A 23,565-nucleotide genomic window follows, 5' to 3' on the forward strand; every position below is an offset into this window, starting at 1 on the left:
TGGGAATCGCGAAGCACTCGGCTTGAGCCGAAGCTACTCAACTCAAGTCATTCTGATAGTAGTACCCGGTTGTGACATACCAGCCGCGACGCACTTCCACCGGCCGGTCTCCGTATGTATAGGACACGCGCTCGACCGACAGCAAAGGAAAACCCGCCGGCACGTGCAGCAGGTCGGCCACTGCCGGCTCCGCCGCCACCGCGCGGATCTTCTCCGTCGCGCGGATCATCCGTGTGCCGAACTCCGTCTCGAACATTGCGTAGAGCGGCCCCTTGTACTCGCTCAGCCGCTCGAACGTGAGCCCGCGGAACATCGCGCCCGGCAGCCAGATCTCGTCGAGCACCGTCACTTCGTTCTCGAACTCCAGCAGGCGGCGCACCTGCACGACCGGATCGGCCGGCTTCAGGTCGAGCTGCCGCGCGATCTCGGCCGGCGCACGCAGGCGCCGGCATTCGAGCAGGCGGCTTACGTGCGGATGTTCGGCACCGTCGTCGGCCAGCAGGCGCAGGAAGCGGAACTGTGCGCGGTCCTCATTGTGCGTCGCAACAAAAGTACCCTTGCCCTGCCGCCGGACCACGAGGTTTTCGGCGGCCAGCTCGTCGATCGCCTTGCGAACGGTGCCCTGGCTGACCTTGTAGCGGGCCGCGAGCTCCACTTCGCTCGGGATGATCTCGCCCGGCTTCCATTCACCGGTTTCGAGACTTTGCGTGATCAATGACTTAATCTGCTGGTATAACGGGCTGAACGTCGGCGACGGCGGCGCCGCAGGCGACGGTGCGGGATCGCCCGCGCCCGGCTGCCCTGGGCCGCCTGCGCCGGTCTGATTCGCGGTATTCGCCTGGTTCGATGTCATGGCGCGCATTTCATCACAAACCGCACTTTTTCGTCCACTCAATTTCCGCAAAACATCTGTCTTATATAAGACATATGATACCGTTTGACTTTGCGCGTGACGGCTCCTACACTCCCGGTCGAGCAAGGGTTCGCGGGTGCAACAGCGCGTCCCCGGCTACGTGCCACGGCCGTCTCCAGGTTCACCGCGTCTGCCATCGCGAGTCCTCCGCCCTGCTTCAATGCAACGTTACGCACAACGCGCATAGAATGGCGTTTTCGCTAGCGTCCAACGCTTCAACCGTCCTGGAGATTTTCAATGGCTAAGCCCGCAAAGCGCGTTGCCGTCACCGGCGCCGCAGGTCAAATCGCTTACTCCCTGCTGTTCCGCATCGCGAACGGCGACCTGCTCGGCAAGGACCAGCCGGTCATCCTGCAACTGCTCGACCTCCCGCAAGCCCAAGGCGCCGTCAAGGGCGTCGTGATGGAACTCGACGATTGCGCGTTCCCGCTGCTCGCGGGCGTCGTAATCACCGACGATCCCAAGGTTGCATTCAAGGATGCAGACGTCGCGCTGCTGGTCGGTGCACGTCCGCGCTCGAAGGGCATGGAGCGCAAGGACCTGTTGTCGGCAAACGCTGAAATCTTCACGGTTCAGGGCGCTGCGCTGAACGAAGTCGCCAGCCGCGACGTGAAGGTGCTGGTCGTCGGCAACCCGGCGAACACGAACGCATACATCGCGATGAAGTCGGCGCCGGATCTGCCGAAGAAGAACTTCACGGCCATGCTGCGCCTCGACCACAACCGCGCGCTGTCGCAGCTCGCAGCGAAGTCGGGCAAGCCGGTCGCGTCGATCGAGAAGCTCGCCGTGTGGGGCAACCACTCGCCGACGATGTACCCGGATTTCCGCTTCGCGACCGCCGAAGGCGAATCGCTGCTGAAGCTGATCAACGACGACGTGTGGAACCGCGACACGTTCATCCCGACCGTCGGCAAGCGCGGCGCGGCGATCATCGAAGCGCGCGGCCTGTCGTCGGCAGCGTCGGCAGCCAACGCAGCGATCGACCACGTGCGTGACTGGGCCCTCGGCACGAACGGCAAGTGGGTCACGATGGGCATCCCGTCGGACGGCTCGTACGGCATCCCCGAAGACATCATCTACGGCGTGCCGGTCGTTTGCGAAAACGGCGAGTACAAGCGCATCGAAGGCCTGGAAATCGACGCGTTCTCGCGCGAGAAGATGGACGGCACGCTGGCCGAGCTGCTCGAAGAGCGCGATGGCGTCGCCCACCTGCTGAAGAACTAAGCATCACGCGCCTTTGCCGGGCGGCCCTCGGGCCACCCGGTTCCGGCCCGGGCCGGCGCCAGCCGCCGGCCCTGCCGAACGATCCGATCCGCGCACGTTTTGCCGCCCCGCGCCCGCCGCGCACCGGCCCAGAACCTGCCCGAATCCGATTTTCTCCACGTTGACCCGCTTCCCTGACGTAGACGAGATGGCCGTGCTCACTCCTGCACAAGTGCTGTACGACGGGGCGTCCCCGCCCGCGATCCTGCCCTGCTGCGATCACTACGCGGGCAGCGAAAAGCTGATGCGCAAGTCGCTCGCGCTGCAGGCCGAGCTGGGTCCCGTATTCGACATCACGCTCGACTGCGAAGACGGCGCGTCCGTCGGCCAGGAAGCCGCGCACGCGGCACTCGTCGCCGACCTGCTCGGCAGCGACGAAAACCGCTTCGGCCGCGTCGGCGTCCGCATCCACGACTTTTCCCATCCGCACTGGCGCGACGACGTGCGCATCGTGCTGCGTGCGTCGCGCGCACCCGCCTACATCACGCTCCCGAAGATCGCGAGTGCCGCCGATGCAGCCGAAATGACCGCGTTCATCGAAGGCACGCGCCGCGAGCTCGGCATTACGCAGCCGATCCCGGTCGACGTGCTGGTCGAGACGCACGGCGCGCTCGCGCAGGCGGCCGCCCTCGCCGCGCTGCCGACGGTCGGCACGCTGAGCTTCGGGCTGATGGATTTCGTCTCCGCGCACCATGGCGCGATTCCCGATGCCGCGATGCGCTCGCCCGGCCAGTTCGAGCATCCGCTCGTGCGCCGCGCGAAGCTGGAAATCGCCGCGGCCTGCCACGCGCACGGCAAGACACCGTCGCACAACGTGACGACCGAGGTGCGTGACATGAGCGTCGTCGCCGCCGATGCACGCCGCGCGCGCGACGAATTCGCCTTCACGCGGATGTGGAGTATCCACCCCGCGCAGATCCGCCCGATCGTCGACGCATTCGCGCCGCGCACCGACGAGGTCGCGCTGGCCGCCGAGATCCTGCTGGCCGCGCAGGCGGCCGACTGGGGGCCGACGCGCCACGGTGATACGCTGCACGATCGCGCGAGTTACCGGTATTACTGGTCGGTGCTGCGCCGCGCGCGGGCCACCGGCCAGCCCGTGCCGGCCGAGGCCGCGCCGCTGTTCGGCCCGGCCGCCAAGGGCAGCGCGCCGTAAGCGCGCGCCGCCGGCCGATACACGAGTTTCATGCATTCGACGGGGCGCGAACCGGATAGAGGTTTGCGAAACGACAAAAAACGTAACGGAGCCCGAAAACCTGATATGTACGCGGCCAAATAGGTGAAAATAGCGGCCGCTGCGCGCTTTCGGGGCGCGTGCAGTTTCAAACCGGCCGGCAGTTTCGATTGCCGACCCTTGTCAACTGATTATCGAAAGGTTCTGACTCCATGAAGAAACTCCTGATCGCTACCGCCATCGGCGCCTTGTCCGCCACGATGCTGGTGTCGGCTCCGAGCGCGTTTGCCCAGGGTACGACCACGACGACCGCGAAGAAGGCAACGGCCAAGCGCCCGGCGCCGGCCAAGCGCATCATCCCGCGCAGCAAGAAGGCACAGGCACGTGCCGCCGCCAAGGTCGATCCGGTACCGGACGGCGCGGTCAAGTGGTCCTGCAAGGAAGGTCTGTCGTTCGACCTCGCCGGTGACATGAAGCGTGACCAAGTGGTCACGGTTCACTGGGCGAAGAAGAACTACAAGCTGCCGCGTCAGGCCACGACGACGGGCGCCGATACGTTCTATGATCCGGCAGCAGGCTTCAAGCTGATCGTGATCCCGACCAAGGCGATGCTGTTCTCCGACGCAAACGGCGGCGAGCGCCTCGCGGACGAATGCGTGACGCCGGAAATGACGCAAGGCACGCCGGCACCGACGCAGTCGAACGAACTGAAGCCGGCAACGAACTAAGCGCGTTCCCATCGGCCCCTCGATGTCCGCCCCGGTCTCCAACGTCCGCCCTGCTCCGGATACGGTACTCGTCGATATCGTCGACTACGTGCTGAATGCCGGTATCGACAGCGCGCTCGCGCTGGAGACGGCGCGTCATTGCCTGATCGACACGCTCGGATGCGGACTCGAGGCGCTGTCCTACCCTGCCTGCACCAAGCTGCTCGGCCCCGTCGTGCCCGGCACGATCGTGCCGAACGGCGCGAAGGTGCCCGGCACGTCCTTCCAGCTCGATCCCGTCCAGGCCGCGTTCGGCATCGGCGCGATGATCCGCTGGCTGGACTTCAACGACACCTGGCTCGCCGCCGAATGGGGCCATCCGTCCGACAATCTCGGCGGCATCCTGGCGACGGCCGACTGGCTCTCCCGCACGGCCGTCGCGGCCGGCCGGAAGCCGCTCACGATGCGCGACGTGCTGGTCGCGATGATCCAGGCCCACGAGATCCAGGGCTGCCTCGCACTCGAAAATTCGTTCAATGCGGTCGGGCTCGACCATGTGCTGCTCGTGAAGGTCGCGTCGACGGCCGTCGTCGGCCGCCTGCTCGGGCTCACGCGCGACGAGCTGATCAACGCTGTGTCCAACGCGTTCGTCGACGGCCAGGCGCTGCGCACCTACCGCCACGCGCCGAACACGGGCTCGCGCAAATCATGGGCAGCCGGCGACGCCACGTCCCGCGCGGTGCGCCTCGCGCTGATCGCGAAAACGGGCGAAATGGGCTACCCGTCGGCGCTCACCGCAAAGACCTGGGGCTTCTACGACGTGCTGTTCGACGGCAAGCCGTTTCGCTTCCAGCGCCCGTACGGCACGTACGTGATGGAAAACGTGCTGTTCAAGATCGCGTTCCCCGCCGAATTCCACGCGCAAACGGCCGCCGAGGCCGCGCTGCAGCTGCACGCGCAGCTCGCCGCCGCGGGCCGCACGACCGACGAGATCAGCCGGATCACGATCCGCACGCACGCGGCCGCGATCCGCATCATCGACAAGCAGGGTCCGCTCGCCAATCCGGCCGACCGCGACCACTGCATCCAGTACATGGTCGCCGTGCCGCTGCTGTTCGGCCGGCTGACCGCGGCCGACTACGAAGATTCGGCCGCCGCCGATCCCCGCATCGACGCGCTGCGCGCGAAAACCGTGTGCGTCGAGGATCCGCAGTTCACGAAGGATTACCACGACCCGGACAAGCGCTCGATCGCGAATGCACTGACGATCGAGTTCACGGACGGGTCGAAGCTTGCCGAGGTGGCGGTCGACTACCCGCTCGGCCATCAGCGGCGGCGTGCCGAAGGCATCCCGCTCCTGGTCGAGAAGTTCAGGACCAACCTTGCCCGCCGTTTCCCGGCAAAGCAGCAACAAGCGATTCTCGACGTGTCGCTGGACCAGGCAAAGCTCGAAGCAATGCCGGTCGATGAGTACGTCGATCTGTATGTGATATAGCCGTCATCTACAGGACTCTTTGTTTCCTAGCCTTAAACCCAGGAAAATCACCATGGCCCACAATCTCCACAAGACCCTCAAGGAATTCGACAGCGGTTCCGGTAAAGGCAAGTTCTACTCGCTGCCGCAGCTCGGCAAGGAACTGAAGACGAAGATCGAACGCCTGCCGGTGTCGATCCGTATCGTGCTCGAGTCCGTGCTGCGCAACTACGACGGCAAGAAAATCACCGAGGAGCACATCGAGCAGCTCGCGAACTGGAAGCCGACCGCGAAGCGCGTCGACGAAATTCCGTTCGTGGTGTCGCGCGTCGTGCTGCAGGATTTCACGGGCGTGCCGCTGCTCGCCGACATCGCGGCCATGCGCGGCGTCGCGGAGCGCACGGGCAAGAACCCGAAGAAGATCGAGCCGCTGGTCCCGGTCGATCTCGTCGTCGATCACTCGGTCCAGATCGACTACTTCCGCCAGAAGGACGCGCTCGACCTGAACATGAAACTGGAATTCCAGCGCAACAACGAGCGCTACCAGTTCATGAAGTGGGGCATGCAGGCCTTCGACACCTTCAAGGTCGTGCCCCCGGGCGTCGGCATCGTCCACCAGGTGAACCTCGAATACCTCGCGCGCGGCGTCCACAAGAAGGCGGACGGCGGCGACACCGTGTACTACCCGGATACCCTCGTCGGCACCGACAGCCACACGACGATGATCAACGGCATCGGCGTGGTCGGCTGGGGCGTGGGCGGCATCGAGGCGGAAGCCGGCATGCTCGGCCAGCCGGTGTACTTCCTGACGCCGGACGTCGTCGGCGTCGAGCTGAAGGGCAAGCTGCGCGAAGGCGTGACGGCCACCGACCTGGTGCTGACGATCACCGAAATGCTGCGTAAGGAGAAGGTCGTCGGCAAGTTCGTCGAATTCTTTGGCGAAGGCACGAAGTCGCTGTCGCTGCCGGACCGCGCGACGATCGGCAACATGGCGCCGGAATACGGCGCGACGATGGGCTTCTTCCCGGTCGACGAAAAGACGATCGACTACTTCGAAGGCACGGGCCGCACGAAGGCGGAAATCGCCGCGTTCGAAAACTACTTCAAGGCGCAGAAGCTGTTCGGCATCCCGAAGGCCGGCGACATCGACTACACGAAGGTCGTGACGCTGGATCTCGCGACGGTCGCGCCGTCGCTGGCCGGCCCGAAGCGTCCGCAGGACCGCATCGAGATCGGCAACGTCAAGTCGACGTTCACCGACCTGTTCTCGAAGCCGGTCGCGGACAACGGCTTCGCGAAGAAGGCGGACGACCTGAACACGCAGTACACGACGAGCAACAACGTCGACGTGAAGAACGGCGACGTGCTGATCGCCGCGATCACGTCGTGCACGAACACGTCGAACCCGAGCGTGCTGCTGGCCGCCGGCCTGCTCGCGAAGAAGGCGGTCGAGGCCGGCCTCACGGTCGATCCGAAGATCAAGACCTCGCTCGCGCCGGGATCGCGCATCGTCACCGAGTACCTGACGAAGACGGGCCTGCTGCCCTACCTGTCGAAGCTCGGTTTCGAAGTCGCGGCCTACGGCTGCACGACCTGTATCGGCAACGCGGGCGACCTGACGCCGGAGCTGAACGAAGCGATCACGAAGAACGACATCGTCGCGGCAGCCGTGCTGTCGGGCAACCGTAACTTCGAAGCGCGTATCCACCCGAACATCCGCGCGAACTTCCTCGCGTCGCCGCCGCTGGTCGTCGCGTACGCGATCGCCGGCAACATCACGCGCGACCTGATGACCGAGCCGGTCGGCAAGGGCAAGGGCGGCCGCGACATCTACCTCGGCGACATCTGGCCGACGAGCGATGAAATCCACGCGCTGCTCAAGTTCGCGCTCGATCCGAAGAAGTTCGAGGACAACTACTCGAAGCTGACCAAGAAGGGCGACCTCTGGAGCAAGATCGAGGGCGAATCGGGCCAGGTCTACGACTGGCCGAAGTCGACCTACATCGCCGAGCCGCCGTTCTTCGGCAACGACTTCTCGATGGAGCCGGCTGCGTCGATCCCGACGGTCAAGGGCGCGCGCGCACTGGGCATCTTCGGTGACTCGGTCACGACCGACCACATCAGCCCGGCAGGCTCGATCAAGGAAGACTCGCCGGCAGGCAAGTGGCTGAAGGAAAACGGCGTGCAGAAGGCCGACTTCAACAGCTACGGCTCGCGCCGCGGCAACCACGACGTGATGATGCGCGGCACGTTCGCGAACGTCCGGATCAAGAACCTGATGATCCCGGCGAAGGCGGACGGCTCGCGCGTCGAAGGCGGCCTGACGATCCATCAGCCGAGCGGCGAACAGCAGTCGATCTACGACGCGGCCATGCAGTATGTCGGCGCCGATACGCCGACCGTCGTGTTCGCGGGCGAAGAATACGGCACGGGCTCGTCGCGTGACTGGGCCGCGAAGGGCACGCAGCTGCTCGGCGTGAAGGCCGTGATCGCACGCAGCTTCGAGCGGATCCACCGCTCGAACCTGGTCGGCATGGGCGTGCTGCCGCTGCAGTTCAAGGGCTCGGACAGCATCCAGTCGCTCGGCATCACCGGCGACGAGACGTACGACATCGAAGGCCTCGGCGACGACTTCAAGCCGCAGCAGGACGTCACGCTCGTGATCAACCGCAAGAACGGCGAAACGCAGCGCGTGCAGGTACTGCTGCGCATCGATACGCCGATCGAAGTCGACTACTACAAGCACGGCGGTATCCTGCCGTTCGTGCTGCGCTCGCTGCTCGCAGCGTAAGCGCCCTGCTTTTGCAGGTGCCGCAGCCGCCTCGCGGGCGGTTGCGGCCGATTTGGATGCCCGACCTCGTGTCGGGCTTTTTTTTGCCTGCGCGGCGCTACGCGGCGTGGCCGGTCGTGCTGCGCGTCACGCCGCCTTGTCGGCCCGCGCTTTCGTGGCTGCGCCCGCTCGCCGCGTGTTCTTCTTCAGATGCGTCCGGTTGTATTCGATCGCCGCACGCACGAGGTTCTTCAGCGCCCGCTTGTCGAGCCGGTCGCCTTCGAACAGATCGATCGCGCGTCGTGCATTGCCGTCGAGGCCGTCGTTGAACAGTTGGTCGGGATCGGGCAACTGCGCACCGTGCATGAACGTCAGCTTCACCTTGCCCTTGTGCGCGTTCGCCACCGCGATCATCCCGTCGCACGACCAGACGGGGCTGCCCATCCATTTCCATTCCTCGACGATGCCCGCCTGCGCAGCGAGGATCGTCTGGCGCAGGTCGGCGAAGGTCTTGCCGCGCCAGTCGGCGATGCCGGCGATCAGCGCGTCGATGCGCTCCGACGGCGTGAGGTCCGTTGTGCTCATGCGCGGGCCTCCGTGCCTTCGTCGGGGCGCGCCAGCACCTGTTCGAGCGAATCGAGGAACCGGACCCAGCCGTGCTGCGCACCGCGGTATGCCTGCTCCTGGTCCGTGCGGAAGCCGACCTGCTCCATCCGCAGGTGCGTGCCGGCCGGCGTCGGCGTGAGCGTCCACGTGACGACGCTTTCGAGGCCGTACGCGGCCCACGTGTAGGACAGCGTGCGCGGCGGCTCGATCGCCAGCACCGTGCAGTCGACCGAGCCCCAGTCGGCGCGGAAGCTGAACGCGCGGCCCGCGACGGGCTCGAAGTCGCTCTTCATCAGCCACGCCTCGATCAGGTGCGGTTGCGTGAGTGCGCGCCAGATCTTCTCCGGCGGATGCGGCAGCTCGCGATCGACGACGACGGAGCGCGTTTCGGTGGTGGCCTGGTTCATTACTGGTCCATCCTTTTCAGAAGATCTTCGAGGGCATCGAACCGGTTCTGCCAGAAGCCCGCCATCTGGCTCGTCCAGTCGATCAGCGGGGCCAGCGCTTGCGGCTGCGCGCTGTAGTGCGTCTGCCGGCCTTCGTGACGGTCGCTCACGAGCCCGGCCTGCTTCAGGACGCCGAGATGCTTCGAGACGGCCGGCTGCGAGACGCCCGCACGGGCCGTCAGCGCGGCAACCGTCAGCTCGCCGTCCGCGCACAGCCGCTCGAAGAGCGCGCGGCGCGTGGGATCGGCAAGCGTCCTGAAAAGCATGTCGTGTGCGTTCTGCATGTCGTTCACAATTCATAACCCGTTGGTTATGGATTGAAGGATATTCACTGATCGACGTGCGTCAAGGCGGAATTTCATGAACATCGCCGGGCACGCTCGTGCGGGGCTGCCGCCCGCCGCGCTGGCGCGCGCCCGCGTCGGAATTCGAGCGTTTCCTCTAATCCTCATGGGCGACACGCGATCCGAAAGCCGCCTGCAAGACTGCCCGACGCGCTGTTCCACAGTTCGGGAAACGTTTGCGCTCGGCCGGCCCCTTTTTTGTGCATGCGCGAATCCGTTGCGGCCGCGTCGCTTCGTTTGACCACATAGTGCGACGCGGCGCGCGGCAACGACCGGTTGCGCGCCATGCGTTCACGCATCGATCCGCTCCGCGATCGCGCACGTTCCGGCACCGCGACGAGCGACTCGTGCGTGCGAACGTCGTGCATTGCCGCTCCGTCGTGTCGCGAACCGGTTCCCTTCGCCGCAGCCACGATCGCTTGCGCGTACGACGCAGTGCATGCGCGCACACGCCGCGATGTCAGAACTGACAGCTATGGAAACTGGCAGCTACCGGAACGGCAGCGACGCCCTACGCTCGTCACCGCTCGCGATCCCACAAGGGTCGAGGGCTCCAGCAACGTCGTCTCTCCTAAAAAGGACTCCCGATGAAAAGGAACGCCTGGTTTGCCCTGCCCCTGCCGTCGCCCCGCCGCCTTGCGTGCGTGGCACCGCTCGTGTTCGCCGCCGCTGCGGCGCATGCGGCGACGGACTGGGTCGACACCCATACAAAGGCCTTTCTGACCGGCCCGCAGTTGATGGCGCGCAGCGCGGCGCCGTCGCTCGAACTCGCGGCCGGCGAAACGACCAACGTCGTCGTCAGCCTGAAGCTGCGCAATGCCGCGCAACTCAAGCAACTGGCGCGCGACGTGAACCGACCGGGCAGCGCGCATTACCGCCAGTACCTCACGCACGCGCAGTTCCTCGCCAGCTATGCGCCGACCGCAGCTCAGGTGAAATCGGTCGTCGACTATCTGCACAAGAGCGGTTTCGTGAACGTCGAGGTCGCACCGAACCGGTTGCTGGTATCCGCACGCGGCACGGCCGCCACCGTGAAGACCGCATTCAACACGTCGCTCGCGCACTTCGAATACGCGGGCCGCTCGGGCTTCGCCAACACGTCGACCGCGCAGGTGCCGCGCGCGCTCGGCGATGTCGTCGGCTCGGTGCTCGGGCTGCAGAGCGTCGCACGCGCGCGGCCGTTGCTGCGCATCGGCAACGTGTCGAAGCCGCAGGCGCTCGCGGCTGGCACGGCGACCGGCCACTATCCGAAGGAATTCCCGGGCCTCTACAACGCAACCGGCGTGCCGACTGCGGCCGGCGTCACCGTCGGCATCATCACGATCGGCGGCGTATCGCAAACGCTGCAGGACCTGCAGCAGTTCACGTCGAGCAACGGTTACGCCACCGTCTCGACGCAGACCGTCCAGACCAACGGCTCGGGCGGCAGCTACACCGACGACCAGGACGGCCAGGGCGAATGGGATCTCGACAGCCAGTCGATCGTCGGCTCGGCCGGCGGCCAGGTCGGCAAGCTCGTGTTCTACATGGCAGACCTCAACGCAAGCGGCAACACGGGCCTCACGCAGGCGTTCAACCAGGCGGTGTCGGACAACACCGCGAAGGTGATCAACGTGTCGCTCGGCTGGTGCGAGACCGACGCGAACGCGGACGGCACGATCGACGCCGAAGAGCAGATCTTCACGACGGCCGCGGCGCAAGGCCAGACGTTCTCGGTGTCGTCGGGCGACGAAGGCGTGTACGAGTGCAACAACCGCGGCTATCCGGACGGCTCGAACTACACGGTGTCGTGGCCGGCTTCGTCGCCGCACGTGCTCGCGATCGGCGGCACGACGCTCTACACGTCGTCGTCGGGTGCGTTCTCGAACGAAACGGTGTGGAACGAAGGCCTCGACGGCAACGGCAAGCTGTGGGCGACGGGCGGCGGCGTCAGCACGATCCTGCCCGCACCGTCGTGGCAGTCGGGCAGCAACCGCCAGTTGCCGGACGTCGCGTTCGACGCCGCGCAAAGCACCGGCGCGTACATCTACAACTACGGCCAGTTGCAGCAGATCGGCGGCACGAGCCTCGCCGCGCCGATCTTCACGGGCCTCTGGGCGCGCCTGCTCGCAGCAAACGGCACGGGCCTCGGTTTCCCGGCCGGCAAGTTCTACGCCGACATTCCGTCGAACCCGTCGCTCGTGCGCTACGACGTGGTGTCGGGAAACAACGGCTATCAGGGGTATGGCTATAACGCAGGTACCGGCTGGGATTACACGACCGGCTTCGGCAGCCTGAACATCGCGAACCTCAACCAGCTGATCAAGTCGGGCGGGTTCTAAGCGAAGCGTGAAGGCCGGCGCGCGGCGGTGGTCGTCGCGTGCCGGCTGGCGGAACACAGCACGCACGCCGCTCGAGTCGCGGCATCGGTACTATCCACCGCATCAATCTCGACATAACAAACATCCGTTGGATCAATTACCGGACAGATGCGACAGTGGGCATTCACAAAACCTGCACTGCCCGCGATGTCGACGACCAACCTGCCCCCTCTCGGCCCGCATCTTCACGACGGCCTGCCTGCGCGACAGCGAATCGCGGCGTTGCTCGCCATCTCGCTCGCGGTTGCGATGGCCAACCTCGATACGGCCATTACCAATACCGCGCTGCCGACCATCGGCAGCAGCATCGACACGGATCCTGCCTCGGTGATCTGGGTCGTCAACGCGTATCAGCTTGCGATGGTCGCGACCTTGCTGCCCTTTGCCTCGCTCGGCGAGATACTCGGCCATCGGCGCATTTACATCGCCGGGCTGATCCTGTTCACCGCGAGCTCGCTCGCGTGTGGCGTCTCCGGGTCGCTCCCCGCGCTCGCAGCCTCGCGTGCGTTGCAAGGCATAGGGGCGGCCGCGATCATGAGCGTCAACACCGCGCTGATTCGTTTTGCGTACCCGGCCAGGCTGCTCGGACGCGGCGTCGGGTTGAACGCACTCGTCGTCGCCGTTTCGTTCACCGTGGGCCCGACCGTCGCGTCGGCCATCCTGTCGGTCACGTCGTGGCATTGGCTGTTTCTGGTCAACGTCCCTATCGGCCTGCTTGCCGTCGCATTGGCGGCCCGCACCTTGCCGATCACCGAGCGTGCCCGGCACGGCTTCGATGTCACCGCCGCGCTGCTGTGCGCCGGTTGCTTCGCATTACTGATACTCGGACTGGGGACGGTTTCGCACGACGGCCTGTCGCCGACGGTCATGGCTGAATGGATCGTCGCGGCAGCCTTCGGCTACATGCTGCTGAAGCGCCAGGCACATCATCCCGCTCCGCTGCTCGCCGCCGACCTGTTTCGACGGCCGGTATTCGCCCTTTCCGCGGCCACGTCGGTGTGCTCGTTCGCGACGCAAGGCCTCGCGTTCGTGTCGCTGCCGTTCTTCCTGCAAGCCGGCCTCGGCTACAGCCAGGTCGACACCGGCTTCCTGATGACGCCGTGGCCTGTCGTGGTGGCGATCATGGCGCCCGTCGCCGGCCGCCTGGCCGACCGATACCCGGCGGGCATACTCGGCACCGTCGGCCTCTTCATCCTGTGCATCGGCATGGCGTCGCTGGCCATGCTGCCGCCCGCGCCTTCGACGCTCGATATCGTGTGGCGCATGATGATGTGTGGAGCCGGATTCGGCTTCTTCCAGGCACCGAACCTCAAGGCGCTGATGGGCAGTGCACCGGCCGAGCGCAGCGGCGGCGCCAGCGGCATCGTTGCGACGGCCCGCCTGCTCGGGCAGACCCTCGGCGCGGCGCTGGTCGCCCTGTGCTTTCACGTCTCCGGGCACGGTGGCCCGATCGTCGCGCTGTGGGCCGGCAGCGTCTTTGCCCTGATGGGTGCGGCGATCAGCTGCCTTCGACAATTGCCGCACTGGCGACATGCTTGACGCATCGACTGCGTTCAGCCTGCCGCGCGCTGCGCGTCGAGCAACCGCAGCGGCCTCGCCGCCTCGCGAATCCTCTCCCTCAGCCAGATGTGCGCCGGTACGCCGTCGTGGCGCCGGTGCCAGTACATCGACCAATGGAAGCCCGCTGACTCGAACGGCAGCGCCTTGAGCACCAGGCCGTCTTCCGCGAAACGTTCGGCCAGGCGCGCAGACATCACGGCGACCATCGACGAATGGCGCAACAGATGCGGCACGACCAGCCAGTGCGGGACATTGAGCACCACGTTCCGGGCGCGGCGCATCCCGGCGAGCGTTGCATCGACATAACGCCCATCGGTCGAGCTGATGGAAACCTTGAGATGCGGCAGCGACAGGAACAGGTCGAGCGTCAACGCTTCGGCAGCACGCGGATGCTCCCGCGCCATCACGCAGACCATGCGATCGTCGAACAGCGGCGCCGCTTGCACCGCACCCGCATGCTCCAGATCCATGCTCACCGCGACATCGATATCGTCGGCATCGAGCGCGGTCACGGTCTGCCCCGGCGACAGGTGCACCACGTCGAGCGTCACGCCCGGCGCCTCCTGCTCGAGCTGCGCCAGCAACGGCGGCATCAGCAGATATTCGAGCACGTCGGACATCCTCAGCCGGAAGTGTCGGGGCGTCGTTCCCGGATCGAACGAGCCGTCCGACTCGAGGAGCCGCTCCGCCTGGCGAAGCAGTTGCCTCAGCGGCGCTTCCAGTTCCAGCGCACGCGGCGTCGGCTCCATGCCCGTGGCATTGCGTATCAGCAACTCGTCGTGCATCAGCATCCGCAAACGTCCGAGCGCGCTGCTCATCGCCGATTGACTCAACCCCACCTTCGTCGCGGCGCGCGTCACGTGCTTCTCGGTCAGCAACGCATCGAGTGCGACGAGCAGATTCAGGTCAACGCTGCGCAGATTCATAGGTGCCCGCGAATTCGATGTGAAATTGCACGTTGCGCCCGACCGCGCGTTCGGTCAAGGACGCCGGCATGCCGCGCCCCGCCCGCTATTCCGCCGCCCGCTCGCTCACGCGCTCGGATACTGCCGGCGCGCCGGCCCGATGCGACGGCGCAAAGAGTCGCAACCCGCTCGCGACGCTCGCGGCCCCGGCGAACCCCGCACCGAGCATCAGCGCGAGCGTCGGCCCGTGGCGCCCCGCGATCCCGAACGACAGCGCGACGAGCGCCGCGCCCGTCGCCTGCCCGATCAGCCGCGCGGTCGCGATGATCCCGCTCGCGCCACCACTGCGCTCGGGCGGCGCGCTCGACATCAGCGCCTTCAGGTTCGGCGACTGGAAGAAGCCGAAGCCCGCGCCGCACAGCATCATCCGCCAGCCGATGTCGATGACGCTCGGGGACACCGGCAATGCGGCGAGCGACACCATGCCCGCGCTCAGCAACGCAAGACCGATCGCGCCGAGCAGGCCCGGCGGGTAGCGATCCGACAACCGCCCCGCGATCGGCGCGGCGAGCGCGACGATCGCCGACCACGGCGTCATCAGGAACCCCGTCTCGACCGCGTTGCGATGCAGGACGGTTTCGAAATAGAACGGCAGCGACACGAACGCGAGCCCCTGCGCGGCGAACGCGCACACTGCCGTCAGCGCGGACAGCGTGAACACCGGCCGGCGAAACAGGTCGACCGGCAGCATCGGCGCCGGGTGCCCGGCCTGGCGGCGGATCAGCAGCCAGCCGAATGCGAGCGCAACCGCGGCCGACGCGAACACGATGGAAAGCGGCCCGCGCTGCGCGAATTCGCCGAGCGCGAAGATCAGCGACGCGAACGTGATCACGTTGAACAATGCCGCGACCGGATCGAATGCATGCTTGCCGCGCGCCGTCTGCGGCAGCGACGGAATCGCCACTGCCAGCGCGAACACGCCGAGCGGCACGTTCACCGCGAACAGCCACGGCCACGCGGCGACCGACAGGATCAGCGACGCGATGGTCGGCCCCACCGCGAACGACACGCCGACGACGAGCGCGTTGAAGCCGACGCCGCGCCCGAGCCGGTGCGCGGGGAACAGGCCACGGATCAGCGCGACGTTGACGCTCATGATCGCGCTCGCGCCGAAGCCCTGCACGATCCGCGCGGCCGTCAGCATTGGCAGCGTCGACGCGAGCGAGCAGCCGAGCGAGGCGAGCGTGAACACCGCGAGCCCGGCGATATACACGCGCTTGTGACCGACGATGTCGCCAAGCGACGCGAACGGCAGCAGCGTCGCGACCATCGCGAGCTGGTAGGCGTTGATGATCCACACGGACGCGGCCGGCGATGCATGCAGGTCGGCGGCGATCGCGGGCAGCGCGGTGTTCGCGATCGCGGTGTCGAGCGTCGCGAGCGCGACGGCCAGCAGCACGGCGGACATCGCGCGCCAGTTGACGGCCGGCTCATGCGCACCGGCGGGGGAAGCGAATTCGGACAAGATGAGGCTCGGCTGACGAGCGACGCGTTGCGCCGCGTCGCGGATTGGACTCGCGGCGGCGTTCCGGTCGCACCGCACGGAACGCGCGCCGCCGCGCCCCGTATTGTTGCAGAGCCGCATCGAACGTGCAGGCGGCCGCCACGTCAGTCAGGTAAACGAAAGCTTGCGCGATGCCGTGCGTTGCGCGCGGCATCGTTGAGCGCTCAACGAGCGCCGGGCGGCGTTCCGGGCGAGTGCCCATCTTCGTCGTGTCGGCGCTGACGGCGGCCCGGCCGCGTCTGCCGGCGGCACCACGCATCGGCCATGCGCCGAAGCATGCCGTGCGCGCGCCGCCGTCGCGCCGGCTCAGATCACGTCACCGCGCGCCGCGCATTACGGCCGCGCAGCCATTCGAGCGCGAGCAGCAGGCTCGTCGAGAAGATGATCAGGATCGTCGCAAGCGCGGCGATCGTCGGGCTGATGTTCTCGCGGATGCCCGTGAACATCTGGCGCGGCAGCGTCGTCTGGTCCGCGCCCGCGAGGAACAGCGTGACGACCACTTCGTCGAACGACGTCGCGAACGCGAACAGCGCGCCCGACATCACGCCCGGTGCGATCACCGGCAGCGTCACGCGGAAGAAAGTCGACACCGGATTCGCGCCGAGCGACAGGCTCGCGCGCACGAGGTTCTGGTTGAAGCCCTGCAGCGTCGCGGCGACCGTCGTCACGACGAACGGCACGCCGAGCGCCGCGTGCGCGGCGATCAGCCCCGTGTAGGTGTTCGCGAGCCCGAGCGGCGCGAAGAACAGGTACATGCCGACGCCGACCACGACGACCGGCACGATCATCGGCGACAGCAGCACGGCCATCAGCAGCCCCTTGCCGCGGAAGTCGGCTTTCGTGAGGCCGATCGCGGCAAGCGTGCCGAGCACGGTCGCGACGACGGTCGCCGACGGTGCGACGATGAAGCTGTTCTTCGCGGCCATCCGCCACTCGTCCGATGCAATCAGGTTCTCGTACCAGCGCATCGAGAACCCCGGGATCGGATAGACGAGGAACGTGCTCGACGAAAACGACAGCGGCACGATCGCGAGCACCGGCAGGATCAGGTACAGCAGCGTCAGCACGACGAGCACGCGCAGCGCGACGTACCACGCGCGCTCGACGAACGACATGTGCGGCGCGAACAGCGGCCTGGCGAATTTCATGGTCGGATTCCCCTTCCCGTTTCGTTGCGCGCGGCGCTCAGCCGAGGCTCACGTTGGTACGCGTGAAGCGCCCGTACACCGCGTACAGCACGAGCGTCGCCGCGAGCAGCAGCCCGCCGAGCGCACACGCCATGCCCCAGTTGATCGTCACGTTCGTGAAGTACGCGACGTAGTAGCTGACCATCTGGTCGTTCGGCCCGCCGAGCAGCGCGGGCGTGATGTAGTAGCCGATCGCAAGGATGAAGACCAGCAGCGCCCCCGCGCCGACGCCCGGATAGGTCTGCGGCACGTACACGCGCCAGAACGCGGCGAACGGATGGCTGCCGAGCGAAACCGCCGCACGCTGGTACGTCGGCGGGATCGACTTCATCACGCTGTAGAGCGGCAGGATCATGAACGGCAGCAGAATGTGCGTCATCGAGATGTACACGCCGACGCGGTTGAACAGCAGCGCGAGCGGCTGCGAGATCAGCCCGCTGCCGATCAGTGCCTTGTTCACGAGCCCTTCGCTCTGCAGCAGCACGATCCACGCGGCGACGCGCACCAGCACCGACGTCCAGAACGGAATCAGCACGAGGATCATCACGAGGTTCGCGCGGCGCGCCGAGAGCGTCGAGATCCAGTACGCGAGCGGATAGCCAAGCAGCAGCGCGAACAGCGTGACGGCAACGCCGATCACGAACGTTCGGCCGAAGATCGCGAGGTAGATCGACTGGTCGGGATCGGCCTGCACGATGTGGCCGAAGCCGTCCTGCTTGTGGTCGAGCGCGGCGAGCAGGTAGAACGGCGACACCTGGCTGCCGTTCTTCGCGATCGACTGCCAGTACGCGACGTCGCCCCAGCGCGAGTCGAGGTCGATGATTTTCTCGCGCGTCTGCGCGGGCGACAGCGCCGCATCGTTGTCGCCTTTCAGCGGCATCGCGCGCGCCGTCTTCGCGACGAGCGAGCGATAGCCGGGAATCTCGGTGTTCAGGCGCCGCGCGAGCGCACCCATCGCCTCGCTGTCGGCCACCTTCGTCATGTCGGCCGCGAGCGCGACATACGCGGCATCGGCCGGCGGCGCCTTGCGGTCCCAGCCCGACAGCGCGGCGACCGTGTTCGGCAACGCGGTCGCGATCTCGGGGTTCTGCACCGCGCGCGTAAGCAGCGTGCCGATCGGCACGACAAAGATGAGCAGCAGGAAAATCGCGAGCGGCGCGACCAGCAACAGCGCCATCGTGCGCTTGCGGGCTTCGGCGGCCTTCAGCTCGCGCTTGAGCGCGGCGGTCGACGGCGAGGAAGGCGCGATCGTCATCGTATTCAACGTTTCTCTCCGGCCGGGGACGATCCGGCGGAAGGCCGCGCGACGCGATGAACGCGCCGCGCGGCCGGTTGCATCAGGACACCTTTCAGGATGCCTGACCGGTTACTTCGTTGCCCATGCGGTGAAGCGCTGCTCGAGCTCGTCGCTGTGGTCGGTCCAGAAGCCGATGTCCTCCAGTACCGCGCTCTTGCCGTTGGCCGGCGAGTTCGGCAGGTTCGCGAGCGTCTTCGCGTCGAGCGACTTGATCGCCGCGATGTTCGCGGGGCCGTACGCGATGTGTTGCGCATACGCCTGCTGCGGCTTCGGCGTCAGCGAGTACGCGATGTACTGCTCGGCCAGCGCCTTGTTCGGCGAGCCCTTCGGAATCGCCCAGTAGTCCAGGTCGTAGATGCTGCCGTTCCACACCACCTTCAGGTTCTTGCCTTCCTTCTGTGCGGCGTCGATGCGGCCGTTGTACGCGGTCGACATCACGACGTCACCGGCGACGAGGAACTGCGGCGGCTGCGCGCCCGCTTCCCACCACTGGATGTTCGGCTTCAGCTCGTCGAGCTTCTTGAACGCGCGGTCCTGGCCGGCCTTCGTGCCGAGCACCTTGTAGACGTCCTTCGGCGCGACGCCGTCTGCCATCAGCGCGAATTCGAGGTTGTAGCGCGCGCCCTTGCGCATGCCGCGCTTGCCGGGGAATTTCTTCACGTTCCAGAAATCGGCCCAGCCGGTCGGTGCCGACTTCAGCTTGTCCGCGTTGTACGACAGCGCCGTCGACCACACGAAGAAGCCGACGCCGCACACCTGCGGCGACTCCGGAATCAGGTCCGACTTCTTCGCGATCTTCGACCAGTCGAGCTTCTCGTACAGCCCTTCGTCGCAGCCGCGATTCAGGTCGCCCGACTCGACTTCGACCACGTCCCAGTTGACGTGCTTCGCCTCGACCATCGCCTTCACTTTCGCCTGCTCGCCGTTGTATTCGACGGCCGTGACCTTGTTGCCGGTCGCTTTCTCGAACGGCTGGTTGAACGCGGCCTTCTGCGCGTCGCCGTTCGCGCCGCCGAAGTTGACGACCGTGAGCTCGGCAGCCGATGCCGATACGCCGACGACGGCGAGCGCGAGTGCCAGCGCGGTACGACGCGCGGTAAAGCTTGCTCGGTTCATGGTGGTTCCTCTCCTCTCGTGGTGGAAGTGGGCAGTTGTTGTTGACGACGTACAGCGGAAAATCGGGGAAACCCTGCTCACGCGAACACGCGCAGGTGTTCGGGTGCGAACGCGAGCGCGACCGGTGCACCGGGCGAGAACGCATCGAGCGCGCCGGTGCCGAGCGGCACCTTCACGAAGCACTCGTCCTGGCCCGGCAGCGCGCAGCGCATGCGCACGTGATCGCCGAAATAGATGAGGCTGCGCGCCTCGCCGCTCAGCCGGTTGGCGGCCGAACCGTTCGCGTGCCCGTTCGCGCCGTGCGCGGCGAGGCTCATGCGTTCGGGACGGATGCACGCGACGGCCGGCGCGCCCTCGGTTGCGTCACCGATGCGACGGCCGACGAGCGTCGTGCCGTCGTCGAGCCGGAATTCGCAGAATTCGCCGTCGACGCGCGCGACGGTGCCGCGCAGCCGGTTGCTGTCGCCGATGAAGTTCGCGACGAATTCGTTGCACGGCGATTCGTACAGGCGGTCGACGGTGTCGAGCTGCTGCACGATGCCCTTGTCGAACACGGCAACGCGATCGGACATCGTCAGCGCCTCGCCCTGGTCGTGCGTCACGTACACGAAGGTCACGCCGAGCTTTTCGTGCAGCGCCTTCAGTTCGTACTGCATGTGTTCGCGCAACTGCTTGTCGAGCGCGCCGAGCGGCTCGTCCATCAGCACCAGCTTCGGCTCGAACACGAGCGCGCGCGCCAGCGCGATGCGCTGCTGCTGGCCGCCCGACAGTTGCGCCGGGTACCGTTTCGCGAAGCGCTCCATCTGCACCATCTTCAGCGCATGCGCGACGCGTTCCACGCGCTCGGCGGCCGGCAGCTTGCGCACGGTCAGCGGATACGCGACGTTCTGCTCGACCGTCAGGTGCGGAAACAGCGCGTAGTTCTGGAACACCATGCCGATGTTGCGCTTGTGCGGCGGCACGTTGTTCAGCAGCTCGCCGTCAAGGCGGATCTCGCCGCCGGTCGGGAATTCGAAGCCGGCCAGCATCATCAGGCAGGTCGTCTTGCCCGAGCCGGACGGCCCGAGCAGCGTCAGGAATTCCCCGTGGTGGATATCGAGGTCGAGCGATTTGACGACCAGCGTTTCGCCGTCGTAAGTCTTCCGCACGCCGCGAAAGCTGACGATCACATCATCGGACTTCATCGTGGCTGTCCCCTTGCTTCGCGACAATTGATTTTGAGATGCGAGCCACTATACGGCGCGCACGGTTCTACAATAGGGAACCATTTCAATATTCCGCGTGGGACCACTTTGGACACCGTGATCGTCGCCGACTGGCTCTCCGCCCGCCTCGACCGTAGCTCGCCCGAGCCAATGTACCGGCAGTTGCTGCAGTTGATGCAGCAGGCCATCCTGACCGGGGAATTGGGGCCAGGAACCAAGCTGCCGAGTTCACGCACGCTCGCGGCCGACCTGTCGATCGCGCGCAATACCGTGCTGCACGTGTACGACCAGCTGACGGCCGAAGGCTACGTGCTGACGACCACCGGCAGCGGCACGTATGTGGCCGACACGCGGCCGGACGCCGCCGCGATCCACGTGCCGGGCGCCGCGCCGCTGCCGTCGAGCGCCGATGAACCGCCGCTGCCGGACGCGCAGGGCGGCCTGTCGATGCGCGGCCGGCAACTGATCGAGCACGCGGGGGTGTCGCGACGCCAATGGGGCGCGTTCATGCCGGGCGTGCCGGACGTGTCGGAATTCCCGAGCCGCACGTGGAGCCGCCTGCAGGCGCGGCTGTGGAAGGAAGCGAACCCCGAGCTGCTGACCTATGCGCCGGGCGGCGGTTATCGGCCATTACGGCGCGCGCTCGCCGATTACCTGCGCGTCGCGCGCTCGGTCAAATGCTCGCCGGACCAGGTGATCATCACGACGGGCATCCACCAGTCGATCGATCTCGCGGTGCGGCTGCTGTCCGACATCGGCGATCGCGCGTGGGTCGAGGAACCGTGCTACTGGGGTGTGCGAAGCGTATTGCAGGCGACCGGCCTCACGCTGATGCCGGTGCCGGTCGACCAGGAAGGGCTCGACCCGCGTGCCAGCGACATGCAGCATCCGCCGCGGCTCGTGCTCGTCACACCGTCGCATCAGTACCCGCTCGGGATGGTGATGAGCCTCGCACGGCGCCGGATGTTGCTCGAATACGCGCGCCAGCACCGCTGCTGGATCATCGAAGACGACTACGACAGCGAGTTCCGCTACGGCAGCCGCCCGCTTGCGTCGCTGCAGGGGCTCGACGACGGCGGCCGCGTGATCTACGTCGGCAGCCTCGGCAAGATGCTGTTCCCGGGGCTGCGGATGGGCTACATGGTCGTGCCCGAGCATCTGGTCGACACCTTCCGCACCGGGTTGTCGGAGCTGTACCGCGAGGGCCAGTTGATGCAGCAGGCCGTGCTCGCCGAATTCATCATGGACGGCCACCTGACTTCGCACGTCAGACGGATGCGCACGCTGTACGGCGAGCGCCGGCAACTGATGATCGACGCGATCCGCGCGCGCTTCGGCGACGCGCTGCCCGTGATGGGTGACGAGGCAGGCCTGCATCTCGTGCTCGGCCTGCCCGACGCCTGCGACGATCGCGCGGTCACGCAGAGCGCGTTCGATGCGGGCGTGATCGTCCGCCCGCTCACCAGCTACTACAGCAGCCTCGACACCGCGCGGCGCGGCCTGCTGCTCGGTTATGCATGCGTCGCGCACGAAGGCATCGAGCCGGCGTTCGACACGCTCGCGAACACCATCGAGCAACACCTGCCGCGGGATCTCACGCGCGCGGCATAGCGACTGTCATGCGCCGCGCCGCCCGCGTTACCGCGCGCTGCCCGCCCCGCGATCGAGCGATGCCGCACGCACGGCTTCGCCGGGCCGCGTGAACACGCGCTGCCTCAGCGCGGCGATCTGCGCGTCGCGATCCTGCGGCGACAGGCCGGCCGATTCGATCTGCGCGCGCTGCGCCGCATAGTCCGCGTAGCGGCTCTGCCACGATGCGTCGTCCTGCTGCATCTGCGCAACGCGCGCGGCCGCTTCGGGGCCGAGCGTCTGCGTCAGTTGCGCGCGCATCGCATCGGGCGTCGCCCCGCTCTTCTGCAATTGCGCGATCTGGTCGATCGCCGCGCGCTGCTGGTCGATGTGCTGCTGCGCGGCGCGTTCGTCGGCCGGCATCTGCTGTTCGAGCGCCGCGAGCCGTTCGGCCTTCTGCGCATCCGTCAGCGTGGGATCCTGCGCGATCTTCAGTCGCGCCAGGTCGTAGCGCTGCCGCCACTGCTCCGCACCGAAGAACGGCTGGCTCCAGTCGCCGAGCGTGCGGTACGCGATCGACGCGCGCTGGTCGAGCGCGAGCTGCAACGCGCCCAGGTCGGACTTGTCGGCCGCGCCGGCATCGCGCAATTTCGCGAGTGCGTCGAGATACGCGCGATACCGGTGCCACACGTCGAGCGCCTCGGCTTGCGCAACGGTACCGTCGAGCTGTGCGGCAATCTCGCGAACGACGAACGCATCGAGGCCGGCCGCGCTCAGGTCGCTCTGCGCGGTCAGGCAGTAGTCGAAGAAATCGCGCACTGCGCGCGACTTCGCGAGATGCCCGCCGGCATCGAGCGGCAACCGCGGCGCGCTGGAGCCGGCCAGTGACGGCGGCAGGCCTGCAGCGGCGGGCACGGCGGCCTGCGGCGGTGCGGCGGTCGATCCGCCGGCCACCGACGCCTCCGGCGACTCGCCGGAAGCGCCCGTTGCGCGATGCCAGCCCGCGCCGCTCCACATCGCCACGCCGGCAATCGCCGCCAGCCCCACGACACCATAGACCACGGCGCGCCGCGCCAGCGGCGCGCGTCCTTCACGTGACGTCATC

Annotated in this window: 20 protein-coding genes; 8 read left to right on the forward strand and 12 right to left on the reverse strand. The window is 66.8% G+C overall.

What is annotated here, in order from left to right:
* Nucleotides 1-37: 37 nt before the first annotated feature.
* A complete protein-coding gene (locus tag ACPTTF_RS27700; protein ID WP_166954159.1) occupies nucleotides 38-862 on the reverse strand; it encodes a GntR family transcriptional regulator in 825 nt (274 codons plus the stop codon).
* Nucleotides 863-1,150: 288 nt separating this feature from the next.
* On the opposite strand from ACPTTF_RS27700, the gene ACPTTF_RS27705 reads away from it, so the two are divergent.
* The 5 genes from ACPTTF_RS27705 (at nucleotide 1,151) to acnA (ending at nucleotide 8,322) form a co-directional block, all read left to right on the forward strand.
* Entirely contained in the window at nucleotides 1,151-2,137 is a 987-nt protein-coding gene (locus tag ACPTTF_RS27705) for a malate dehydrogenase (RefSeq protein WP_423369028.1), read from the forward strand.
* A gap of 187 nt (nucleotides 2,138-2,324) precedes the next feature.
* Entirely contained in the window at nucleotides 2,325-3,332 is a 1,008-nt protein-coding gene (locus tag ACPTTF_RS27710) for an HpcH/HpaI aldolase/citrate lyase family protein (RefSeq protein ID WP_423369893.1), read from the forward strand.
* Between the two features lie 230 nt (nucleotides 3,333-3,562).
* A complete protein-coding gene (locus ACPTTF_RS27715) occupies nucleotides 3,563-4,078 on the forward strand; it encodes a hypothetical protein (RefSeq protein WP_011355750.1) in 516 nt (171 codons plus the stop codon).
* A 22-nt stretch (nucleotides 4,079-4,100) separates the two neighbouring features.
* On the forward strand, nucleotides 4,101-5,552 hold the full coding sequence (locus ACPTTF_RS27720) for a bifunctional 2-methylcitrate dehydratase/aconitate hydratase (RefSeq protein WP_423369029.1): 1,452 nt from the start codon (nucleotides 4,101-4,103) through the stop codon (nucleotides 5,550-5,552).
* 52 nt (nucleotides 5,553-5,604) lie between these two features.
* Complete coding sequence (acnA, locus tag ACPTTF_RS27725) at nucleotides 5,605-8,322, forward strand: aconitate hydratase AcnA (protein WP_423369030.1); 2,718 nt, start codon at nucleotides 5,605-5,607, stop codon at nucleotides 8,320-8,322.
* A 126-nt stretch (nucleotides 8,323-8,448) separates the two neighbouring features.
* Here the strand turns inward: acnA and ACPTTF_RS27730 are convergent, their stop codons facing one another.
* From ACPTTF_RS27730 to ACPTTF_RS27745, 4 genes are all read right to left on the reverse strand, one after another.
* Complete coding sequence (locus ACPTTF_RS27730) at nucleotides 8,449-8,886, reverse strand: DUF1801 domain-containing protein (protein WP_423369031.1); 438 nt, start codon at nucleotides 8,884-8,886, stop codon at nucleotides 8,449-8,451.
* Nucleotides 8,883-9,314, reverse strand: a complete 432-nt coding sequence (locus tag ACPTTF_RS27735) for an SRPBCC family protein (RefSeq protein WP_166953724.1) — start codon at nucleotides 9,312-9,314, stop codon at nucleotides 8,883-8,885. The genes ACPTTF_RS27730 and ACPTTF_RS27735 overlap by 4 nt, the downstream gene beginning before the upstream one ends.
* A complete protein-coding gene (locus ACPTTF_RS27740; protein ID WP_423369032.1) occupies nucleotides 9,314-9,637 on the reverse strand; it encodes an ArsR/SmtB family transcription factor in 324 nt (107 codons plus the stop codon). Before ACPTTF_RS27740 ends, ACPTTF_RS27735 begins: the two co-directional genes overlap by 1 nt.
* A gap of 164 nt (nucleotides 9,638-9,801) precedes the next feature.
* On the reverse strand, nucleotides 9,802-9,996 hold the full coding sequence (locus ACPTTF_RS27745) for a hypothetical protein (RefSeq protein WP_423369033.1): 195 nt from the start codon (nucleotides 9,994-9,996) through the stop codon (nucleotides 9,802-9,804).
* A gap of 288 nt (nucleotides 9,997-10,284) precedes the next feature.
* On the opposite strand from ACPTTF_RS27745, the gene ACPTTF_RS27750 reads away from it, so the two are divergent.
* Nucleotides 10,285-12,018 carry a S53 family peptidase gene (locus ACPTTF_RS27750; protein WP_423369034.1) on the forward strand — a complete coding sequence of 578 codons (1,734 nt, stop codon included), beginning with the start codon at nucleotides 10,285-10,287 and terminating at the stop codon, nucleotides 12,016-12,018.
* A 186-nt stretch (nucleotides 12,019-12,204) separates the two neighbouring features.
* Nucleotides 12,205-13,596 (forward strand): MFS transporter, encoded by a 1,392-nt coding sequence (locus ACPTTF_RS27755; protein WP_423369035.1) that lies wholly within the window; start codon nucleotides 12,205-12,207, stop codon nucleotides 13,594-13,596.
* 14 nt (nucleotides 13,597-13,610) lie between these two features.
* Here ACPTTF_RS27755 and ACPTTF_RS27760 read toward each other — a convergent pair whose 3' ends face one another.
* From ACPTTF_RS27760 to ACPTTF_RS27785, 6 genes are all read right to left on the reverse strand, one after another.
* Nucleotides 13,611-14,543, reverse strand: coding sequence for a LysR family transcriptional regulator (locus ACPTTF_RS27760; RefSeq protein ID WP_423369036.1), 933 nt, complete (start codon nucleotides 14,541-14,543; stop codon nucleotides 13,611-13,613).
* An 85-nt stretch (nucleotides 14,544-14,628) separates the two neighbouring features.
* Nucleotides 14,629-16,047 carry an MFS transporter gene (locus tag ACPTTF_RS27765; protein WP_423369037.1) on the reverse strand — a complete coding sequence of 473 codons (1,419 nt, stop codon included), beginning with the start codon at nucleotides 16,045-16,047 and terminating at the stop codon, nucleotides 14,629-14,631.
* A 350-nt stretch (nucleotides 16,048-16,397) separates the two neighbouring features.
* Nucleotides 16,398-17,234, reverse strand: a complete 837-nt coding sequence (locus tag ACPTTF_RS27770; protein ID WP_423369038.1) for an ABC transporter permease — start codon at nucleotides 17,232-17,234, stop codon at nucleotides 16,398-16,400.
* A 37-nt stretch (nucleotides 17,235-17,271) separates the two neighbouring features.
* The gene (locus ACPTTF_RS27775) at nucleotides 17,272-18,528 is read right to left on the reverse strand and encodes an ABC transporter permease (protein WP_423369894.1); all 1,257 of its coding nucleotides are present in this window, start codon (nucleotides 18,526-18,528) and stop codon (nucleotides 17,272-17,274) included.
* A gap of 111 nt (nucleotides 18,529-18,639) precedes the next feature.
* Nucleotides 18,640-19,686: an ABC transporter substrate-binding protein gene (locus ACPTTF_RS27780; RefSeq protein WP_166953742.1), complete on the reverse strand. Its 1,047-nt coding sequence runs from the start codon at nucleotides 19,684-19,686 to the stop codon at nucleotides 18,640-18,642.
* 77 nt (nucleotides 19,687-19,763) lie between these two features.
* On the reverse strand, nucleotides 19,764-20,870 hold the full coding sequence (locus ACPTTF_RS27785; protein ID WP_423369039.1) for an ABC transporter ATP-binding protein: 1,107 nt from the start codon (nucleotides 20,868-20,870) through the stop codon (nucleotides 19,764-19,766).
* 108 nt (nucleotides 20,871-20,978) lie between these two features.
* Between ACPTTF_RS27785 and ACPTTF_RS27790 the strand changes: the two genes are divergently transcribed.
* Nucleotides 20,979-22,502 carry a PLP-dependent aminotransferase family protein gene (locus tag ACPTTF_RS27790; protein WP_423369040.1) on the forward strand — a complete coding sequence of 508 codons (1,524 nt, stop codon included), beginning with the start codon at nucleotides 20,979-20,981 and terminating at the stop codon, nucleotides 22,500-22,502.
* A 27-nt stretch (nucleotides 22,503-22,529) separates the two neighbouring features.
* On the opposite strand, the gene ACPTTF_RS27795 is transcribed toward ACPTTF_RS27790, so the two are convergent.
* Nucleotides 22,530-23,564, reverse strand: coding sequence for a lipase secretion chaperone (locus tag ACPTTF_RS27795; RefSeq protein ID WP_423369041.1), 1,035 nt, complete (start codon nucleotides 23,562-23,564; stop codon nucleotides 22,530-22,532).
* Nucleotide 23,565: the final 1 nt, after the last annotated feature.

This window comes from Burkholderia crassaminum (genome assembly GCF_964265005.1).
GTDB lineage: Bacteria > Pseudomonadota > Gammaproteobacteria > Burkholderiales > Burkholderiaceae > Burkholderia.

Coding starts and splice junctions, on each gene's coding strand:
- ACPTTF_RS27700 (WP_166954159.1), bottom strand. CDS start 862: ATGCGCGCCATGACATCGAACCAGGCGAATACCGCGAATCAGACCGGC.
- ACPTTF_RS27705 (WP_423369028.1), top strand. CDS start 1,151: ATGGCTAAGCCCGCAAAGCGCGTTGCCGTCACCGGCGCCGCAGGTCAA.
- ACPTTF_RS27710 (WP_423369893.1), top strand. CDS start 2,325: ATGGCCGTGCTCACTCCTGCACAAGTGCTGTACGACGGGGCGTCCCCG.
- ACPTTF_RS27715 (WP_011355750.1), top strand. CDS start 3,563: ATGAAGAAACTCCTGATCGCTACCGCCATCGGCGCCTTGTCCGCCACG.
- ACPTTF_RS27720 (WP_423369029.1), top strand. CDS start 4,101: ATGTCCGCCCCGGTCTCCAACGTCCGCCCTGCTCCGGATACGGTACTC.
- acnA (WP_423369030.1), top strand. CDS start 5,605: ATGGCCCACAATCTCCACAAGACCCTCAAGGAATTCGACAGCGGTTCC.
- ACPTTF_RS27730 (WP_423369031.1), bottom strand. CDS start 8,886: ATGAGCACAACGGACCTCACGCCGTCGGAGCGCATCGACGCGCTGATC.
- ACPTTF_RS27735 (WP_166953724.1), bottom strand. CDS start 9,314: ATGAACCAGGCCACCACCGAAACGCGCTCCGTCGTCGTCGATCGCGAG.
- ACPTTF_RS27740 (WP_423369032.1), bottom strand. CDS start 9,637: ATGCAGAACGCACACGACATGCTTTTCAGGACGCTTGCCGATCCCACG.
- ACPTTF_RS27745 (WP_423369033.1), bottom strand. CDS start 9,996: ATGCGTGAACGCATGGCGCGCAACCGGTCGTTGCCGCGCGCCGCGTCG.
- ACPTTF_RS27750 (WP_423369034.1), top strand. CDS start 10,285: ATGAAAAGGAACGCCTGGTTTGCCCTGCCCCTGCCGTCGCCCCGCCGC.
- ACPTTF_RS27755 (WP_423369035.1), top strand. CDS start 12,205: ATGTCGACGACCAACCTGCCCCCTCTCGGCCCGCATCTTCACGACGGC.
- ACPTTF_RS27760 (WP_423369036.1), bottom strand. CDS start 14,543: ATGAATCTGCGCAGCGTTGACCTGAATCTGCTCGTCGCACTCGATGCG.
- ACPTTF_RS27770 (WP_423369038.1), bottom strand. CDS start 17,234: ATGAAATTCGCCAGGCCGCTGTTCGCGCCGCACATGTCGTTCGTCGAG.
- ACPTTF_RS27775 (WP_423369894.1), bottom strand. CDS start 18,528: ATGACGATCGCGCCTTCCTCGCCGTCGACCGCCGCGCTCAAGCGCGAG.
- ACPTTF_RS27780 (WP_166953742.1), bottom strand. CDS start 19,686: ATGAACCGAGCAAGCTTTACCGCGCGTCGTACCGCGCTGGCACTCGCG.
- ACPTTF_RS27785 (WP_423369039.1), bottom strand. CDS start 20,870: ATGAAGTCCGATGATGTGATCGTCAGCTTTCGCGGCGTGCGGAAGACT.
- ACPTTF_RS27795 (WP_423369041.1), bottom strand. CDS start 23,564: ATGACGTCACGTGAAGGACGCGCGCCGCTGGCGCGGCGCGCCGTGGTC.